General features: G+C 65.3%; 18 protein-coding genes and 2 pseudogenes. 13 read left to right on the forward strand and 7 right to left on the reverse strand.

What is annotated here, in order from left to right; translation table 11 throughout:
* Positions 1 to 114 precede the first annotated feature (114 nt).
* The 6 genes from ACFFIC_RS14120 (at position 115) to ACFFIC_RS14145 (ending at position 6,880) form a co-directional block, all read left to right on the forward strand.
* Positions 115 to 333 carry a hypothetical protein gene (locus ACFFIC_RS14120; RefSeq protein WP_377051362.1) on the forward strand — a complete coding sequence of 73 codons (219 nt, stop codon included), beginning with the start codon at positions 115 to 117 and terminating at the stop codon, positions 331 to 333.
* 105 nt (positions 334 to 438) lie between these two features.
* A complete protein-coding gene (locus ACFFIC_RS14125; protein WP_377051364.1) occupies positions 439 to 1,275 on the forward strand; it encodes a Crp/Fnr family transcriptional regulator in 837 nt (278 codons plus the stop codon).
* 255 nt (positions 1,276 to 1,530) lie between these two features.
* The gene (locus ACFFIC_RS14130; protein WP_377051366.1) at positions 1,531 to 3,453 is read left to right on the forward strand and encodes a PAS domain-containing protein; all 1,923 of its coding nucleotides are present in this window, start codon (positions 1,531 to 1,533) and stop codon (positions 3,451 to 3,453) included.
* Complete coding sequence (locus tag ACFFIC_RS14135; protein WP_377051368.1) at positions 3,450 to 3,836, forward strand: response regulator; 387 nt, start codon at positions 3,450 to 3,452, stop codon at positions 3,834 to 3,836. The genes ACFFIC_RS14130 and ACFFIC_RS14135 overlap by 4 nt, the downstream gene beginning before the upstream one ends.
* A 255-nt stretch (positions 3,837 to 4,091) precedes the next feature.
* Positions 4,092 to 5,096, forward strand: a complete 1,005-nt coding sequence (locus tag ACFFIC_RS14140; RefSeq protein WP_377051370.1) for a sensor histidine kinase — start codon at positions 4,092 to 4,094, stop codon at positions 5,094 to 5,096.
* 503 nt (positions 5,097 to 5,599) lie between these two features.
* Positions 5,600 to 6,880 carry a DEAD/DEAH box helicase gene (locus ACFFIC_RS14145; protein ID WP_377051399.1) on the forward strand — a complete coding sequence of 427 codons (1,281 nt, stop codon included), beginning with the start codon at positions 5,600 to 5,602 and terminating at the stop codon, positions 6,878 to 6,880.
* Between the two features lie 156 nt (positions 6,881 to 7,036).
* Here ACFFIC_RS14145 and ACFFIC_RS14150 read toward each other — a convergent pair.
* The 3 genes and pseudogenes from ACFFIC_RS14150 to ACFFIC_RS14160 form a co-directional block, all read right to left on the reverse strand.
* Positions 7,037 to 7,204, reverse strand: a pseudogene (locus ACFFIC_RS14150) (LysR family transcriptional regulator); the annotation flags it as partial.
* The gene (locus ACFFIC_RS14155; RefSeq protein WP_377051372.1) at positions 7,131 to 7,586 is read right to left on the reverse strand and encodes a LysR substrate-binding domain-containing protein; all 456 of its coding nucleotides are present in this window, start codon (positions 7,584 to 7,586) and stop codon (positions 7,131 to 7,133) included. The gene ACFFIC_RS14155 and the pseudogene ACFFIC_RS14150, both read right to left, overlap by 74 nt.
* Positions 7,487 to 7,705, reverse strand: coding sequence for a helix-turn-helix domain-containing protein (locus ACFFIC_RS14160; protein ID WP_377051374.1), 219 nt, complete (start codon positions 7,703 to 7,705; stop codon positions 7,487 to 7,489). The genes ACFFIC_RS14155 and ACFFIC_RS14160 overlap by 100 nt, the downstream gene beginning before the upstream one ends.
* A gap of 76 nt (positions 7,706 to 7,781) precedes the next feature.
* Here ACFFIC_RS14160 and ACFFIC_RS14165 point away from each other — a divergent pair, with 76 nt between their 5' ends.
* Complete coding sequence (locus ACFFIC_RS14165) at positions 7,782 to 7,961, forward strand: hypothetical protein (protein ID WP_377051376.1); 180 nt, start codon at positions 7,782 to 7,784, stop codon at positions 7,959 to 7,961.
* A gap of 27 nt (positions 7,962 to 7,988) precedes the next feature.
* Entirely contained in the window at positions 7,989 to 8,516 is a 528-nt protein-coding gene (locus ACFFIC_RS14170; protein ID WP_377051378.1) for a hypothetical protein, read from the forward strand.
* Between the two features lie 233 nt (positions 8,517 to 8,749).
* On the opposite strand, the gene ACFFIC_RS14175 is transcribed toward ACFFIC_RS14170, so the two are convergent.
* On the reverse strand, positions 8,750 to 9,721 hold the full coding sequence (locus ACFFIC_RS14175; RefSeq protein WP_377051379.1) for an alpha/beta fold hydrolase: 972 nt from the start codon (positions 9,719 to 9,721) through the stop codon (positions 8,750 to 8,752).
* 64 nt (positions 9,722 to 9,785) lie between these two features.
* Here ACFFIC_RS14175 and ACFFIC_RS14180 point away from each other — a divergent pair, with 64 nt between their 5' ends.
* From ACFFIC_RS14180 to ACFFIC_RS14200, 5 genes are all read left to right on the forward strand, one after another.
* Positions 9,786 to 10,754, forward strand: a complete 969-nt coding sequence (locus ACFFIC_RS14180; protein ID WP_377051381.1) for a LysR family transcriptional regulator — start codon at positions 9,786 to 9,788, stop codon at positions 10,752 to 10,754.
* 264 nt (positions 10,755 to 11,018) lie between these two features.
* Complete coding sequence (locus ACFFIC_RS14185; RefSeq protein ID WP_377051383.1) at positions 11,019 to 12,140, forward strand: aminotransferase class V-fold PLP-dependent enzyme; 1,122 nt, start codon at positions 11,019 to 11,021, stop codon at positions 12,138 to 12,140.
* Between the two features lie 600 nt (positions 12,141 to 12,740).
* Positions 12,741 to 13,004 (forward strand): DUF3126 family protein, encoded by a 264-nt coding sequence (locus ACFFIC_RS14190; RefSeq protein WP_377051385.1) that lies wholly within the window; start codon positions 12,741 to 12,743, stop codon positions 13,002 to 13,004.
* Positions 13,001 to 13,399: a response regulator gene (locus ACFFIC_RS14195; RefSeq protein WP_377051387.1), complete on the forward strand. Its 399-nt coding sequence runs from the start codon at positions 13,001 to 13,003 to the stop codon at positions 13,397 to 13,399. The genes ACFFIC_RS14190 and ACFFIC_RS14195 overlap by 4 nt, the downstream gene beginning before the upstream one ends.
* Positions 13,400 to 13,665: 266 nt before the next feature.
* Complete coding sequence (locus ACFFIC_RS14200) at positions 13,666 to 14,643, forward strand: Bug family tripartite tricarboxylate transporter substrate binding protein (RefSeq protein WP_377051389.1); 978 nt, start codon at positions 13,666 to 13,668, stop codon at positions 14,641 to 14,643.
* 310 nt (positions 14,644 to 14,953) lie between these two features.
* Here ACFFIC_RS14200 and ACFFIC_RS14205 read toward each other — a convergent pair whose 3' ends face one another.
* The 3 genes and pseudogenes from ACFFIC_RS14205 to ACFFIC_RS14215 all read right to left on the reverse strand — a co-directional run.
* A complete protein-coding gene (locus ACFFIC_RS14205) occupies positions 14,954 to 15,334 on the reverse strand; it encodes a hypothetical protein (RefSeq protein WP_377051391.1) in 381 nt (126 codons plus the stop codon).
* A gap of 34 nt (positions 15,335 to 15,368) precedes the next feature.
* Positions 15,369 to 16,702, reverse strand: a pseudogene (locus ACFFIC_RS14210) (transposase).
* A 105-nt stretch (positions 16,703 to 16,807) separates the two neighbouring features.
* A partial coding sequence (locus tag ACFFIC_RS14215; RefSeq protein ID WP_377051393.1) for a hypothetical protein occupies positions 16,808 to 17,013 on the reverse strand: 206 nt, incomplete at its 5' end.

A 17,013-nucleotide genomic window follows, 5' to 3' on the forward strand; every position in this document is an offset into this window, starting at 1 on the left:
ACCATTCGAGAAGGAGCGCCCGGCAAACTGATTTAAGTTCGGGATTGGGACGAGGTGGCGGCGTTATGGTGTCCAATGACATTGACCCCTGACCCACACGGCCAAGCCGCCCTGATGCTCTGCGAGACCCTTACCCTTCTCCTGGTCGAAAAAGGCATCCTCCTCAAGAGCCAGGTGGCCGAGGCCATTGACGGCATTGTTGAGGTCAAGGAGGAGATCGCCGGGGTCAGCGAAAGCGTGGTGGTCAGCATCGTGTCCATCGGCCTGCTGCAATCCGTCGCCCAGAGCGTCGCCGCAGCGGCGGTTCCGGATCCCGGGCCGACGCCTTCCTGAGAAACGATCCGGAACGCCGACTTTTGCCCGTATCCTCCGTTAGGGGTGTAGTGCTGCGCCGACTTGGCTCATCCACGGAAGCGTATCCACTGCTGGAGATGTTGGATGGCCCGCGCCGCTGAGCACCGCGCCCTGTATTCGAGCGTACCGCTTCCCACTGCCAATCCGCTGACGAGAAAGCTCCTGCACTTCGCGCCCCTATCGGGCGCGGACAAGCTGCTCCTGGACGAACTCGCCGACCCGGAAGAGCGCTTCCCAGCCAATGTGGACATCGTCGCCGAAGGCATGGTGCCGCGCTCGGTCTTCCTGCTGAAGGAGGGCATGGCCATGCGCTACCGCAACATGCCGGATGGCAGGCGCCAGATCATGACGTTCCTGATCCCAGGGGACCTGTGCGACATGCACGTGTTTCTCCTGAAGGAAATGGATCACTCGATCGGCACGATCACCCCCGTGCGCGTCGCACCGATTTCGCGGGAAAGCCTCATGGGCCTGTTCGGCTCCAGGCCCCGCATCTCCGCCGCGCTGTGGTGGAGTTCGATGCAGGAGGAGGCGATGCTCCGCGAGCGCATTGTCTCGCTGGGACGACGTGATGCAAGGGGGCGCATTGCCTATATGCTGTGCGAGCTCTTGTGGCGGCATACCGCTGTGGGTCTGACCGATGGCGAGGTGTTTCGGCTCCCACTCACCCAGACGGAACTGGCCGACACGCTGGGCCTGACCCCGGTGCACGTGAATCGCGTGCTGAAGGACTTCCGCCAGCAGGGCCTGATCGCGATCAATCAAAGAATACTCAGCCTTTTGAAGGTCGAGGCATTGCAGGCCCTGGCAGGCTTCAACAAGGGCTACCTTCATCTGGGCGGTGCTTCCGCGGAGGTCAGGCGCTACTTCGATTCCTTGGAGGACGCGCAGCGCGGAAATGATCGTTCCGCCGGTACCTGACTCAGCCGGTCGAGGCGTGGCCAGGCCAACGCCGGTGCCCACCTGTCACGCTAACCTGTGGGGGCTGGTTGCCAAGTCGAGCTTCGGCCAAAGCAAGTCCGAGCCGAAATCGATAGCGCTTCGATCGTGGGATTGGAGTGCTCATCGGCCATTCCGGCGGTGACTCAGTTGTCGTGAGTTGCATTTGATCGCCGTCTTCCTTGATATTGGCATGCAAGTGCCTCCGCGCGCTCGCAACATCGGGGAAAAACAATCGTGCCAGCTTCCATCCGTGAGGAGGAATGGTTCCGACAACGAGATGTTCTGGCCCGCTTCGGAGAACTCGCCCTTAAGTCCGACGATCTGGACGAAATCCTGCACGAGGCCTGCCACTTGGTGGGTCAAGCACTGGGCACCGACATCGCCAAGGTTATGGAGTTGCAGCCGGACGGCACCACCTTGCTGATCAAGGCCGGTGTTGGTTGGCCTTCCGGCATAGTGGGCAACGTCACGGTTCAGGCCAATCAAACCTCTTCCGAAGGTAATGCCCTACGGACCGGTACGGCCGTCATCTCCGAAGACATAGAAACCGAGGATAGGTTTGAATACGCCGCCTTCATCAGGGATGCGGGCATCCGGGCACTGGTGAACGTTATCATCATCGGCGCGAAGGATCAGCCATCTTACGGGATCCTTCAGGTGGATAGTTGCAAACCCCGTCGGTTCACCGAGGACGACACGAAGTTCCTGCGCAGCTACGCCAACCTGATCGCCGCTGCGGTAAGCCGCCTGCGCAAGATTGCGGAGATGCGCGAAGGCGAGGCCAGGTTGCGGGTGAGCGAGGAGCGCTACCGAGCCCTGGTGACCGCGACCTCGAACGTCGTGTACCGCATGAATCCCGATTGGACGGAGATGCAGCAGCTCGACGGGCGAGGCTTTCTCCCCGACACGGCAAAACCCAGCAAGGCCTGGATGCTCGGGTACATCCATCCGGACGACCAAGCACAGGTGATGACCTCGATTCAGGAAGCGGTTTGGGCGAAGGGCATTTTCGCTCTGGAGCATCGTGTTTGCCGTGCGGACGGAACTGTGGGCTGGACGCATTCTCGTGCGGTTCCATTGTTCGACCAGCAAGGCGAAATCACCGAGTGGTTCGGGGCAGCCAGCGACATAACCGAACTCAAGCGTGTCGAGGGAGCGCTGATCGAGGGCGAGGGGCGCCTGCGCACGCTGATGGAGGGCATTCCGCTGCTCGTCTGGCGCTCCGGCAATGAGGGCAAATGGACCTGGGCCAGTCCGCAATGGCTCGACTACACGGGGCAACGGCAGGAGGAGAGTCGCGACTGGGGCTGGTTGCAGGCGGTCCACCCTGACGATCATGCGATGGCCCGGCAGGCATGGCATGAGGCCGGCAAGGACGGCCTGCTTGACGTCGAGTTCCGGGTGCGCCGCGCTGCTGATGGCACCTGGAGGTGGCACCAGACCCGCTCGGTCCCTGTTCGTGCCGTGCCGGGGCCCGGGCACCCCAAAGGCCGCATCCTCGAATGGCTTGGCACCACCACGGATATCGAGGATCTCAAGCACCTTCAGGGACAGCAGGGCGTGCTGCTGGCCGAGCTGCAGCACCGCACGAGAAATCTTCTGGCCGTGGTGCGCAACGTTGCCCGGCGCAGCATCGATCCCTCGCCGGGGCGCAATCAGTATGATGCCCGCCTTGCTGCCATGGGCAGGGTGCAGGGTTTCCTGGCACGGAGCAGTGCCTGGAGTGTGCCGCTGCAGGAGCTTGTGAATGCGGAACTCCTCGCGGCAGGGGATGGGACATCGGATCGGGTCATCATCGACGGACCATCTGTGAACCTGCCGGGCGATGGTGTGCAGCCGATGGCCCTGGCCCTGCATGAGCTCGCGACGAACGCCGTCAAATACGGTGCTATCGCACAACCTTCCGGCCACTTGTCCGTCACTTGGCGTTTGGAAGGGCTCGGGAGCACCGCACAGCTGGTGTTGGAATGGCGGGAGAGCGGAGTGGCGATACCGAACGGCCTCCCCGCGCGCCAGGGTTACGGAACAGAGCTCATCACCCGTGCGCTGCCCTACCAGCTCAAAGCGAAGACGCATCTTGAGTTCACGTTAGACGGGGTGCGTTGCACCATCGCCTTGCCAGCCGGCACGTTCAGGAACGAGGATGGACGGACATGACCGATTCGTCGCTGGCAAGTCTGCAAGACCGCCGTGTTCTTGTCGCTGAGGACGAGTACATGATCGCTGAGGAGATCGTCGAAGCACTCGTGGATGCTGGTGCTGTGGTACTTGGTCCTGTCTCGACGGTGGGTGAGGCGCTCGATCTTCTCGTGGCGGAGAATGAGATCCACGGAGCGTTGCTGGACGTGAACCTCGTAGGCAGGACGATCTGGCCGGTGGTTGACGTACTCCTCGCGCGCGGCGTGCCGATGGTGCTCGCAACAGGCTACGAGGCGAGCGCGATTCCGCCCGTCTACATCCATCTGCCACGATGCGAGAAGCCGGTGGGAATACGCGACCTTACCCGCGCGATCGCTCGCCAGATCGCCAAGCTGAAGTAGGCTCCATGAGCCGGCGGCCAGCCGCATCTGGTCGTGTCGGGAAAGGGTCCTCCTCTCATGGCGGGATGGCCTTCCATTCGCTCCATACCGTATCGCGCCAGCAGGGGGTGCGATTGACGCCGGCCCATTTTGGATGAACAAAGCTGGAGTGATCTCAACACTGCTGATCCTTGGCTGGTCCTGCCTATCTGGATCTGCGACAAGCCATGCAAACTGTTCTGCCGCCTGAGGCAGCACGCAAGGAACTCCCGCATAATGTCATGGGAAGGATCGGGCGCCCTGGTCTGGGACGCTGAGCGTTTGCGCATCGCGACGGATGCAGCCGGGATCGCACTCTGGTCATGGAACGTCGACTCCGACGAGATCGCCCTTGACGAGCGTGCCCACCAGTTATGGGGTGTATCACGTAAGGGGACGGTCACCTTCGAGGAGTTGTCCCAGCAGATCCATCCGGCAGACCTGGAACGGGTTCGGGAAGCCTTCCAGGACACCCGGGGTCAGACCGGTGCCTACGAGATCGACTTCCGCATCTTGCAGGGCAAGGCCGTTCGTTGGATTTCAGCCCGTGGTCAGGGTGGTGATGTCGGCATCGTCGGCCGCGTCATGTTTGGCGTCTTCCTCGACGTTACTCAGCGCAAGCAGGCTGAAGAGGCACGGGAAATGGCGGCCGGTGAGATGAGCCACCGGGTCAAGAACCTCTTCTCCATTGCCTCCGCCCTGACTGCGATCGCCGCACGCTCGGCGGGCACAACCACCGAAATGGCTCACGACCTAACACAGCGCCTGACCTCGCTGGGCCGCGCCCACGACCTTGTCCGCCCTGCCCCGGGCCAGGTGGAGGAGCGGGCCGCTCCCCTGGGCGACATGCTTGCCGTGCTGCTGGCGCCCTACAGCACTGACGACGCCTCCAACGCTCGTATCCAGATGTCTGTGCCCGAGGTATGGGTTGGAGGCACCGCGGCGACCACACTTGCGCTGGTTGTCCACGAACTGGCGACCAACTCCGTGAAATATGGCGCCCTGTCGCGCGCAGGCGGCATCTTGGACGTGCGGTGCACCGAGCATCACGATGACGTGGCGGTGGTCTGGACCGAACGAGGTGGACCGCCGGTTACAGCACCAGAAGGCAAGGAAGGCTACGGGAGCAAGCTGATTGCCCGAAGCATGTCAGGCCAACTTGGCGGCTCCATTACGTTCGATTGGCCCGCCAGTGGCATGGTTGCTACCCTCCGCATGAGCAGGGCACGCCTTGCTGCATAGCCCGGAGCTAGGACGTTGCCTCCCGATCAACTGCATCAAGGCGTGCACGACCTCCGATAAGTCGGAAAGGTTGCCTGGAAAGATGAGTGGCGCGTCCAGGGTGCGAAGGCGGTTGACCAAGTTCTCCGCGTCGCCCGAAACCACCAGCACCGGGAGGCTCGGCTGTCGGCGCCGGGACTTGAGGACGAGGCTATCCGGCTGGTCCGGACATCTCTGGAAGAGAGATCCAAGATTGCTCAAGAAGTACCTGTCCCTGCTACCGGCCTCGAGATCGAGGCAGCCACATCCTGGTAGCTGAGGCGGATGGGCGATTCATGCCCTGCTCATGAAGTCCAGACCGAAGGGAGGCAAGGTGTGCGGCGAGCGCGGGCGAGGGAAGAACAACCTCGCCGCCCCTCTCCTCCGCGTTGACGCAGTGCAGCATCCCTCATAGAAGCCCGCCTTCCGACCAGCGAAGCCCGAACAGGCGCAGCCTTACCCCGCGCCGGAGGCGCCGTTTGACCATGCCCATGACGTTCGCCGACCTCTCCCTGGCACCGGCCCTGCTGCGCGCCCTGGCGGAGGAAGGGTATGCCAATCCTACCCCCATCCAGGCCCAGTCGATCCCGATGCTGCTGAAGGGCCGCGACCTGCTGGGCATGGCCCAGACCGGGACGGGCAAGACCGCCGCCTTCGCGCTGCCGCTGCTGCATCGCCTTGCCGTGGCTCCCCGCTCGGCACCGAAGGGCGGTGCCCGCGTCCTGGTCCTGGCGCCAACGCGCGAACTGACCTCTCAGATCGCCGACGGCTTCGAGAGCCTAGGCCGCTACCTGCAGCCCACCGTGACGACGATCTTCGGCGGCGTCAGTCAGTTCCACCAAGTCAACGCGCTCAAGGCGGGTGTGGACATCATTGTGGCCACGCCGGGGCGGCTGCTGGACCTGATCAATCAGGGTCTCTGCGACCTGTCGCGGCTCGATGCGCTGGTGCTGGATGAGGCGGACCAGATGCTCGACATGGGCTTCGCCAAGCCGATCGAGCGCATTGTCGCGACGCTGCCAAAGGATCGGCACACGCTGCTGTTCTCAGCAACGATGCCAAAAACCATCGCTTCGCTCGCCGAGAGCCTGCTGCGCGATGCGGCGAAGGTCGAGATCACACCACCCTCCACCACCGTCGACCGGATCGAGCAATCGGTCATGTTCGTCGATGCATCCGACAAGAAAGCGGCGCTGCTGGCGCTTCTGCGAACACCGGGCATCGGCCAAGCCGTGGTATTCACCCTTCAGAAGACCATCGCCAACGACGTCTGCGCCTTTATCATCGAGGCGGGCATCACGGCCGAGGCCCTGCACGGCAACAAGTCGCAGGGCCAGCGGGAACGCGCGCTGGACGCCTTCCGTGCCGGAACCGTGCAGGTCCTGGTGGCGACGGATATCGCAGCGCGCGGCATCGACGTGGACACCGTGACGCATATCTTCAACCATGACCTGCCGAGCCTGCCGGAAAGCTATGTCCACCGCATAGGCCGCACCGGCCGCGCGGGGCGCAGCGGCTTCGCCATTACGCTCTGCGACGCCGAGCAGCGTGCCTGGCTGCGTGACGTGGAACGTGAAATCGGCCGCGCCCTGACCGTTCGAGCCGATCACCAGTGGCATTCGGAAGCAGCACGAAATTCGACCATGCGCCCACCTGTGCTGGGCGGTGCGCCGGTCAAGGAAATCAAGCCGCAGGAGAAGCGCGAGCGCAAGGTCTGGAGCGAGGAAGAGAAGTTCGCTGCGCGGGCTGCGGCCAAGGCCGCCTGAGAGAAAGTCTGATGAGGCTGCGTCTCCGGCAGAGCGATGGCTGCGGTGGGCTCCGAGCTGCCGTGGCTGGGTCTGGCCGTGAGCGGCACTTCCGCTCGTGAGCGAGCGGCAGCCCGCTCCGAGCGCGACCATGCGGCAGGCCGTGTCCAGTCCCCGTACCCGCATGCGGGTTCGCATCAGCCCGCCCGCACGCGCCGCATGCCCCGCCAGGTGCCCGCCGAGCGCGCGCTCGTCCGAGAGACCCACGAACTCAAAGCCCACCGCCTCGGCGAAGGTCACTTGTCCACGTCCCGCCAAGGGGTGGTCCGGCGGCGTGATCGGCACCAGCCGGTCGGTCTGGAAAGGCAGGGTTTCCCAGTCCTGAGAAGTCCGCGTGACCCGCTGCGATCCCGAGCTCCGCTTCCTCTTCGGCGACAGCCCGCGCCACCTCGGGGCTGGGTCGCTCACCGAGGTCCACATCCACGTTCGGGTTGGCGCGCAGGAAGTCGGCCAGGAGCTCGGGCAGGAGTTCGGCTGCGGCGGCGGTGTTGGCCAGCAGCCGCCCGCGGCCCCGTAGCCCGCGAGCGTACTCGCCCGTCTCGCCACGCATCCGCTCCATCTGCCCGGTCACCAACCGCGCATGCCGCAGCAGCGTTCGTCCTGCTGGCGTCGGCTCCACCCCGCGCCGCCCCTGCTCCAGCAGCGGCACCCCAGCCTGGTCCTCCATCCCCTTACCCGGGTCGAGGCGGAGGCAAGGGAGAGCCCGGCACGCGCGGCGCCTGCCGTGATGCTTCCCGCCTCCACCACATGGAGGAACAGGCGCAGGTCTGTCGGATCAAAATGCACGGGCAGCGTGCCTTCGTTCAGGACCGAGGCAGGCTACGCCAGTCCCGCATTGTGCGGCAGCGGCAGGGTCCCGTGCATGATGGACATCCTTTCCCTCGCCCCGATGCTGTTCGGCATCTTCTTGCTGGCAGGTATGGTGAAGGGCCTGATGGGCTTCGGCTTGCCGACGGTTGCCATGGGCCTGCTCGGCCTCGCCATGCCTCCCGTTCAGGCTGCTGCGCTCCTTCTCGTCCCCTTGCTAGTGATGAACGTCTAGCAGCTACCAGCCGGGCCGCGATTTGCCATGCTGGTCCGTCGCCTCTCGCCCATGATGCTGGCCATTGTCGTGGGCACACTGGCCGGTTCGGGGATCATCGCCGGTAAGGCCGCCCCGGCTGCGAGCAAGGGACTCGGTATCACGCTGTTCCTCTACGGCTTCTTCGATCCACTGAGGCCGCAGTTCCGTATCCCGCCCGCAATCGAGCCCTGGGCGGGGCCGCTGGTCGGTGCGGTGACGGGGCTGGTCACAGGAGCGACCGGCGTCTTCGTCATTCCAGCCGTCCCTTACCTCGTTTCCCTCAGGGTGGATCGGGACGATCTGGTGCAGGCGCTCGGCCTGTCGTTCACCGTATCGACCCACGCCCTCGCCGCAGGCCTCGCTCTCCACAGCGCTCCGACAAAGGGGACTGGCCAATGGCGCCGGAGCTGGTCTGGCACAAGCAGCGTCCCTGCGGTCCCGCCGCGACTTGGCTGCGAGAGCGCTTCGCAGCGGAGCGGGTCGGCAGTCTATCAGGTGGTGGCCGGGCGGGTTGAGGGACAGGGCTTGCGATGAAGCGCCGCGGCCGTTGGTCGAAGCATCGACCTTTGCCCTTTCAACTCGCCATCTCGGAAGGGAACCTGTCCCTTCCGGCCAGATGCTGCCTTGTCCGATCTGCGCCCGCCTCAGCCGCCAGATCATCACCTCTGCATCGAGTACTGCTTGAAGCCGGGGCGTGACCACCTGCGGGCCGGGTGGCTGACCGTCATCCCTCCCCGCCACGCTTTCGACGAGGAGATGGTTGTTGATCAGCTTGGCAGAAAGCGGCGGATGTGACCGGCGATCTCTTGGTGGTGCGTTTCAAGCGCGAAGTGGCCGGTATCGAGCAGATGCACCTGCGCTTTCGGCAGATCGCGCCTGTAGGCCTCGGCACCTTCCGGCAGGAAGTACGGGTCGTTCTTGCCCCAGACCGCCAGCAGCGGCGGCTGGTGCTGCCGGAAGTAGCTCTGGAAGGCCGGGTAAAGCGCCACGTTGGTCCGATAGCTCAGGATGAGATCAAGCTGGATATCCGCCGCCTCGGCGCGGTGCATGTAGAACTGGTCGAGCGTGTATCCGTCGGGAGCAACACGCCCTGCCGGGGCGCCCTGCGTGTATTGGGCGCGGATGAACTCGTCAGTCAGGGCGGCACGGCAGCGTGCACGGTTGGCATCGGTTGGCTCGCGCCAATACGCCTGCCAAGCTTCCCACTCCGTGCTCAGCCCTTCGAGGTAGGCGTTGCCGTTCTGCGAAATGATCGCGGTGACCCGATCGGGGTGTGTCATAGCCAGCCGCAGGCCGGTCGGCGCGCCGTAGTCGAAGACATACAGCGCGTAGCGCCTCAGGCCGATGCCATCAACGAACTGGCCGATAACGCTGGCGAGGTTGTCGAAGCTGTAGTCGAAGGTACCGCGCTCCGGCGCCCTGGTCAGGCCGAAGCCGGGCAGATCTGGCGCAATCACCCGGTAGCGGTCAGCGAGCAGCGGGATCAGGTCGCGGAACATGTGGCTGCTCGTTGGAAAGCCGTGCAGCAGCAAAATGGCCGGCGCCTGAGCCGGTCCTGCCTCGCGGTAGAAGACCTCCACGGAGCCAACCTGTTGGGTGCGGTACTGGACGTCGAGCATGGTCGTCTCCGTGAGGGAGGTGGAGCCGTAGGAGACGGACGCGAACGGCACTGCGGCTGGAATTGCTGCCAAGGAGAGCAGAAGGGGTCGGCGCTGAAGCACGGAGATGGTCTCGATCATGGCATCGCCTCGCTGCGGTGGAACCAAGGTAGACAGTTGCAGCAACTGGCTAAATGCGCGTTGGATGAAGCGCTCGATTTCAGGAACTGAAACCATGGATCGGCTGGACGCGATGGAAATGGCTGTCGCCGCCATTGACGAAGGCTCGCTCGCCGCTGCGGCGCGGCGGTTTGGCCGCTCTGCAGCGGCGGCCACGCGCGCCGTTGCTCTTTTGGAGGAAGGAGCGGGGGAGACGCTGCTGCTGCGCACCACGCGCGGCCTGCGTCTAACCGAAGCAGGCGAACGTCACGCCGCGATCTGGCGAGACGTGCTGGCCCGGCTCGCCGAAACCCGGAACCAACAGGAGCCAAACGTCGTCAGCGGCACGCTGGTGCTGACCGCGCCGGAGCTGTTCGGCCGCCTGAAAGTGGCTCCGGTGCTGGAATCATTTCTGGAGCTGCACCCCAAGGTGCAGACGCGAGCACTGCTCCTGAACCGCATGGTCGACATGGCGAGTGAAGGCGTCGACGTCGCCATCCGGCTGGCACATCTTCAGGACAGCAGCATGGTCGCGGTAAAGCTCGGTGAAGTGCGGCAGGTCATTTGCGCCTCTCCTGCCTACCTCTCTCGTTGTGGCCAGCCGCAAGAGCCCGCAGACCTATCCGATCATCACTGCATCGGAGTAAATCCATACGGAAACCGTGATCTCTGGACGTTCCGGCAAAAGGCCGGCAGCCCGCGGACGCGGTCGGTCCAGGTGCAGACGCAGCTCTCCATCACCAGCGCCGGGGCCGGGCTCGACGCGGCTCTCCGGGGCAAGGGCTTGGTGCGCGCTCTGTCCTATCAGGTGGCTGAGCCGTTGACGGCGGGCCATTTGCGGCGCGTGCTCACGCCCTTTGAGCCGGAAGCGGTCCCGGTGAGCATGGTCTTCCGTCCGAACCCACGGCGTTGGTCGCCTGTGCGCGGCTTCGTGGATCATGCCGTGCCGCTTCTGCGACGTGAGTTGACGCAGATCGCCGCGTTCATCGACTGGCTGCCCACCCCTCAGGATTAGCCTGGCTTGGATCTGCCAAATTTGTCACCGGCGCCTGGTGAGCAATGTCCGCTTATGGGACTTCGGGCGAGATCCTCCCAATGCCTTTGTGGGCGATAAACAGCAGTTGAAGTGGCTGGTCGGTTAAGTTCGCTGTGCACCTCATCCAGGTGGCCCCCCCAAGTGGGTTACCGCGGTACCCGACCCTTTGCCGCCGCGCCTGCCCTGGCCAGGGGAGCGACCAGGCGCGACACTGCGCTCCGACGCGATGGAGAATGCCACCTCATGCTCCCCAGCCAGCACGATCTGTTCGAGATCCCGCCCGGCGTCTGCTACCTTGACGGCGCCGCCTACTCGCTCTCGCCACGTCCGGTGCGCGCGGCCGGTGAGCACGGCGTCCTGACCAAGAGCCAGCCCTGGAACCACCCAGAGGCCCGCGCCGACGCCCTGGCTGAGCGCGCCCGCGCCGCTGCTGCCCGGCTGATCGGCGCCACCCCCGACAACGTCGCCATCCTTGGCTCGGTCAGTCAGGGCATTGCCACCGCGGCCCGCTGCCTCCCGCTGCCCACCGGGCAACGCATCTTGCGCATGGAACACGAGTTCCCGTCGCAGTCGCTGATTTGGGACCGTCTGGCAGCCGAGCGCGGCCTGCTGCTCGAGATCGTGCCCCGTCCGGTAAACGGCGACTGGACCTCGGCGCTGCTGGCTGCGATCACCCGCCCCGGTGCCCCGCCAATCGCGGTGGCAGCGTTGACCCCTCTGCACTGGAGCGACGGCGCCCTGGTGTCGCTCGACCGCCTCATGCCGGTGCTCCGCGAAGCGGGCGCGGCAGTCGTGGTGGACGCCACCCAGGCCGTCGGTGTGATCCCGCTCGATGTCGCGGTGCTGCAACCGGACTTCGTGGCCTTTCCCACCTACAAGTGGCTGCTCGGGCCCTACGGCCTCGCATTCCTGTATGCCGCCCCGCACCGGCAGAACGGCCTGCCGCTTGATGAGAACAGCACCAACCGGCCCGGCGGCATCCCCGCCCCCGGCGCCCGCCGCTACGACAAGGGCGAGCGCAACGACCCCATCCTGCTGCCCATGGCCTTGGCCGGGATGGAGCTGGTGCTCGGCTGGGGTGTCGAAGCTGTGGCAGGACACCTGCGCCACCTGACCGACCGCCTGGCCCAACACGCGGCGTCGCTGGGGCTGGATGTCCTGCGGCCCGATCGGCGCGCACCGCATATCCTGGGCATCCGCATTCCCGGCGGGATGCCCCCCGGCCTCCTCGCGGCGCTGGCTGCCGGGGGCATCTATTGCAGCGACCGCCTCGGCGTTCTGCGCGTCAGCCCACACCTTTGGTGCCGTGAGGAGGACCCAGACCGCTTTCGCGAAGGGATCGGCCGCGCGTTGGCCCGGAGTTAAGCATACCAGGGAGCCGAACGTCAGCTGTGGGTGGGTCGGAGCGCGGGTTCGATCCCAACTGCCGAGCCTGGCCTAAACCGCCCTCTCCTGGCGGCGGTCTGCAAGGTCCTCCTTGGCCGGAAGCGGAACGGCCGCCTTCGAGGCTCGATCACACGAAAGCGGACCAGGTCCTCCGCGAACCGAACGGCGTGTTCAAGCCGGAACAGCCTTTGCCGTCCTGCGCCTCCGATGCCGTCACCGCGGCTTACCGATCTGCCAGATTTGATCCGAGCGCCGCATGGCCAACTCGGGCGTTTTGACGCTGGAGACGCCGGTGTCACGAAGCGTGCCGTCCTTCATGAGCCGAGGATGGCCTATGGTTGGAGGAGGGCTGCTTAGGCGCGGCAGAGGGCGCGTGGCTCTTGCGTGATGGCTCCCAGATGCGCCATGTCGTGCATGTGCTGTCCTTGCGCTTACCCAGCCCGCTCCGCCGCCACGGCACCTGGATCAAGGTGAGGCGGGGCAGGTCCTCTCCCACCGCGAGCCGCCTCCGGCGCGGCGCCGCTCGTGCGGAGCATGGAACTGCATGATGGTGCCGAATGTGGTGGGAGTGGCCAGACGTTGACGAAGTCCGAGATCGAGCGTGTGCAGGCCTACCTGCGTCGGCTGCTGGGAACGGAGCGCATCAGCGTCGTTCCCCCCAAGCACGCCGGAATGAGCATCGAGGTCGTGGTCGGGGATGAGGTGATCGGTACCCTTCATCGCGATGCCGAAGACGGTGAAGTCTCGTACGCCGTGCACCTTACCATCCTCGAAGAAGACCTCCTTCCAGATGCCGGGCCCGCTCCGAGGCCGGTCACCCCCAAGCCGAGGAGTGCACGATGACGTTGGATTTCACGGGCCGGCGCATCCTCGTGGTCGAGGACGAGCCGCTGATCACCTTTCTGCTGGAAGACGCCCTGATGATCGCGGGCGCGCAGGCCGTCGTGCAAGCCGCCAGAGTGGCTGAGGCCCTGTCGGCCATCTCGACGGCCATGTCCGAGGGTGGGATCGACGCCGCGGTGATCGACTATAATCTCGCCGATGGTCAATCGGCCCTTCCGGTAGCCGACCGCCTTGCCGCACTTGGCGTGCCGTTTGTCTTCGCGACCGGCTACGAGCCGTCGGTGGTGAACAAGGGGGAGCACGTGGACGCACCCGTGATCGCCAAGCCCTACAAGCCCGATGACGTGCTGGCCTGCCTGGCCGGGATCATGGGCAGGCTTTCGGCCAGCTCCTGAGGAGTTGCCCTTCGCTCCCCTCGATCAAACATGGGCGTCGGCGCGAAGTCCGCTGCCAGGGAACTCCTCGATGGTTCGCAGCGTCCGGAGTGGGCGCAAAGCAGCCACCCTCTGAACTTGTCTGGAGCGGCTATTTGCTGCCCAGCAGGGTCACTCGGGAGGAAACTTGAAGGGCGCGCCTGAGCATGGCTGGTAGCTTACGGCGCTGGCACGGAACTGGCTGGTGGTTAAGGTGTGCCACCAACCCATGCGCTTTCAGGAATCCAATGCTCTCACGCCGCGTGCTTCTCGGTTCCACCACCGCCGCTCTTGCCGCCCAGGCTCAGGCTCAGGCTCAGCCAAGCTATCCTGAGCGCCCGATACGGCTGGTTTGCCCCTACCCTGCGGGCGGCGCCACGGACGTGCTGACCCGGATCCTGGCGGACGGGATGCGCGAGCGGCTCGGCCAACCGGTGGTGGTAGAAAACCGTTCCGGCGCTGGCGGCAATATTGGTGTGGACGCCGTCGCGAAATCCGCGCCCGATGGCTACGTGCTGGGCACCGCGCCCGTGGGCAACTTCATCATCAATCCCTTCCTCTATCGCTCCATGCCCTATGATCCCGTGCGTGACCTCACGCCGGTCTCACTGGCCTTCGAGGTGCCGAATGTCGCGGTGGTATCGGAGAAGTTTGTTCCCGCTCGCAGCATGGAGAACTTCCTGAGCTGGGCAAGGGCAAAGCCGGGTGGGGTGGTTTATGGCACCTCGGGCGTCGGCACCTCGGCGCATCTCTGCTCGGAGCTGTTGTTCAAACGCGCGGGAATAGCATGCACCCATGTGCCCTTCCGCAGCGCGGCGCAGGTGATCCCAGCCATGCTGTCGGGCGACGTGGACTTCGCCATCGACAACCTGGCCTCCTATGCCGGGATCATACAGCAGGGGCAGATGACGGCGTTGGGCATGACCACGGCCGAGCGCTGGCCGACCATGCCCCAGGTTCCCACGATGGCGGAAGCCGGGGTACCGGACTTCGTGGTCACCGCCTGGTCTGCGCTGATCGGCCCAGCAAGGCTACCGATGCCGGTGCAGGATCGGCTCTCCGCCGCCGTTCAAAGCGTGGCCGCCGACCCGGCGATCCGGCAGCGCTTCCTGGTGGCAGGCGGTCAGGCGCTGGCGACCACGCCAGCTGGTGCGCGGGAGCGCATGGATCGTGAGCGCCCGATGTGGAAGGAAATGGTGGAGTTGTCCGGCGCCCGCATGGAGTAGGCCGAGCGTAGAACCCTGGCAGGGTTCGCCAGGGGTAGTGAAGCTGTCAGACTCTGCTCGCCCAACCCCATGGGTTTGGCATGGGGTTGGGGGAGCGGCGGCTCGTTGTGAGAATGCCGCCTCAGGTCTGACCGCGACATCGGACAATGTTCCACGGCAGAACTTGGCCGGTAGTAGCCTGGCAGGTTTCGAGGCTTGGTTGGGCGAAGCAGACAGGTTCTTTCAAAGCTCCAGCCGCCGCACCGCCTGCCGAAGGCGGCTCGCTCCTCTTTCAGCAGGAAATCCATGGCAACGAGCGCTGGGCGACGACCTAACGACCGGGACGCCGCCCATGCCCTGTCAGGACCGACGGAGGCCAGGCCTTGTGATAGTCACTGGCTTGGTGGATCTCCTCATGGACCGCCTTCTTGAGGAGGGCGACGCGCTCGGCCACGAACGGTGGCGGCGACTGTGGAGCGGTAGGGGGCTTGGGGCTGCTGGCCAGGGACTGCGATCCTGCTGGTAGGTGTTCGGGCTGCTTGGACTCCTGGTAGTCGCCGATGTAGCGGACGATCAGGGTGCCCCGGAACACTCCGACCGTCAGCCTACCCGTCTGCTCGTTCAGCTCCCAGAGGCCCGGATCCAGGAGCGCGGCAACGGCCTCCCGGCCGGAGGACGTATGCAGGAGCTCGAGATCGCCGGCCGTAAACACAGGACATCCTTCTCAGTCCTCAACACACCTGTCGCTAATCCGTCGGCCTTGAATAACCTCTTCCGGCTGTCTGGATCGTAACCGGCTGGTAGTCCGGCTGACCCGTTGCGTGAATGAGGGCGCCAAGGAGGGCGAGCAAAAGGGTCCTGAGGTGGGCGAGGATCTTGCGGATGTTGTGCCCGCAGCCGCGGAGCACGGCGTAGAGGGCGTCACCGATGGTGCCCTTGAGGGCGCAGCGGGCGAGGCGTCCGTCAGATTTCATGTGGCCGATCTCGGGCTCGATGGCGCTGCGGCGGCGCAGGAGCTTGCGCAGGGGTGGCGTGAGGCCGCGGCGCGTGCCGCTGACGAGCCCCGTCGTGCCGTGGGCGCCATGGCCACGGTAGCCGCGGTCGACCACGGCAAGGGTGGGGAGTTGCCCGGTGAGGGTCTCCACCAGCTGGAGGGCATCGGGGAGGGTGTGCCCGTCGTAGGGGTTGCCGGGCATGGAGCGCATGCCGACGACAAAGCCACCAGCAAGCGTGGTGGCGATGCTGACCTTGCAGCCGAACTCGTAGCGGATGCGGGCCTTGCCCTTGGAGATGCAGTCCACCTCGGGCTCGTGCAGGGCGTAGAGCTTGCCCGTGCTCTTGGGCGTCTGCCGCAGCAGGCGGGTGACGAGAGCCATGCGTTCCTCGATCCGCGTCCGCAGCCCTCCCTCGGGGACGGCGCCGAGCTTGCGGCCGATGTCGCGAAGGACGCGCCCGGCCTGGGCTGCCAGGCGCGGAGCCTTGCGGTTGTGTGTTCTGCCGCAGTCGGATCCCGGCCTTGCCAGCCAGCGCTACCAGGGAATGGCGCGCCTTCTCGTAGAGGCGGCTGTCGGTCGGATGCGCGATGGCCTTCACCACCACCGTGGTGTCCACCGCGATCTCGGACAGGCTGCGCGGCGTCACGGCACCCGAGGCCCGGCCTGCCTCGATGGTCTTGAAACAGCAGCCACTCCACCCCCTCCTCGCCGATGCGGCCGCGCCAGCGGCTGAGCGAGGAGGGGTGGATGGGCGGGCGGTGCTGGAAGACGGTCTCGCCGGTGATGTGCTGGAAGTACGGGTTCTCCACCCAGCGGGCGAGCACCGCCTCATCGGAGAGGCCGTGGGCGTGCTGCAAGTACATCAGCCCCGCCATCAGGCGCGGATGAGTGGCGGGCCGTCCCTCACCGGCGGGGAAGAAGCCGGCTCACTCCCGCTCGAACCAGGACCAGTCGATCAGCGCGGCCAGCCGGACCAGCTCGTGCCGTCCATCGATCATGTCGACCAGGCGTGGCCGCAACAGGTCGGCCTGTTCCGGCGGGCGGGACGATGCTTCATGCCCGCCAGAAGTGCAGGAATACCGCATGGTTCCAACTGAACCCTGCAATTCCGGAACGCCAAACCCACCAACTCTCCCGAGCAAATCAGCATCCGGGAGGTTGTTCAGGCCCGACTAATCCGCCGCTGCGGGTCAGAGCAAGGAGAGTTGGTTGACAGGATCCAGTCGCAGCACGCCGACCAGCAGCCACTGCTCGGCACGCCGGGAGTGCGTACCCATTACGAAGGCCATACCGAAACTGGAGTAATCCTCGCCAAAGGTCTGCTCCATGCTGGCTAGTGGTCTGAGTTGGAGGTTCGTTGGCAGAAGCGTCCGACGCTGGCGAGGATGTCGTCGGC

Source organism: Muricoccus vinaceus, assembly GCF_042433125.1.
Taxonomy (GTDB): Bacteria; Pseudomonadota; Alphaproteobacteria; order Acetobacterales; family Acetobacteraceae; genus Roseomonas; species Roseomonas vinacea.

Bases quoted from the DNA above. Each gene is read 5' to 3' on its own strand.
- ACFFIC_RS14145 (WP_377051399.1), top strand. From the start codon at position 5,600: ATGCCCATGACGTTCGCCGACCTCTCCCTGGCACCGGCCCTGCTGCGC.
- ACFFIC_RS14155 (WP_377051372.1), bottom strand. From the start codon at position 7,586: ATGGAGGACCAGGCTGGGGTGCCGCTGCTGGAGCAGGGGCGGCGCGGG.
- ACFFIC_RS14135 (WP_377051368.1), top strand. From the start codon at position 3,450: ATGACCGATTCGTCGCTGGCAAGTCTGCAAGACCGCCGTGTTCTTGTC.
- ACFFIC_RS14180 (WP_377051381.1), top strand. From the start codon at position 9,786: ATGAAGCGCTCGATTTCAGGAACTGAAACCATGGATCGGCTGGACGCG.
- ACFFIC_RS14120 (WP_377051362.1), top strand. From the start codon at position 115: ATGCTCTGCGAGACCCTTACCCTTCTCCTGGTCGAAAAAGGCATCCTC.
- ACFFIC_RS14170 (WP_377051378.1), top strand. From the start codon at position 7,989: ATGCTGGTCCGTCGCCTCTCGCCCATGATGCTGGCCATTGTCGTGGGC.
- ACFFIC_RS14125 (WP_377051364.1), top strand. From the start codon at position 439: ATGGCCCGCGCCGCTGAGCACCGCGCCCTGTATTCGAGCGTACCGCTT.
- ACFFIC_RS14175 (WP_377051379.1), bottom strand. From the start codon at position 9,721: ATGATCGAGACCATCTCCGTGCTTCAGCGCCGACCCCTTCTGCTCTCC.
- ACFFIC_RS14200 (WP_377051389.1), top strand. From the start codon at position 13,666: ATGCTCTCACGCCGCGTGCTTCTCGGTTCCACCACCGCCGCTCTTGCC.
- ACFFIC_RS14185 (WP_377051383.1), top strand. From the start codon at position 11,019: ATGCTCCCCAGCCAGCACGATCTGTTCGAGATCCCGCCCGGCGTCTGC.
- ACFFIC_RS14195 (WP_377051387.1), top strand. From the start codon at position 13,001: ATGACGTTGGATTTCACGGGCCGGCGCATCCTCGTGGTCGAGGACGAG.
- ACFFIC_RS14140 (WP_377051370.1), top strand. From the start codon at position 4,092: ATGTCATGGGAAGGATCGGGCGCCCTGGTCTGGGACGCTGAGCGTTTG.
- ACFFIC_RS14165 (WP_377051376.1), top strand. From the start codon at position 7,782: ATGATGGACATCCTTTCCCTCGCCCCGATGCTGTTCGGCATCTTCTTG.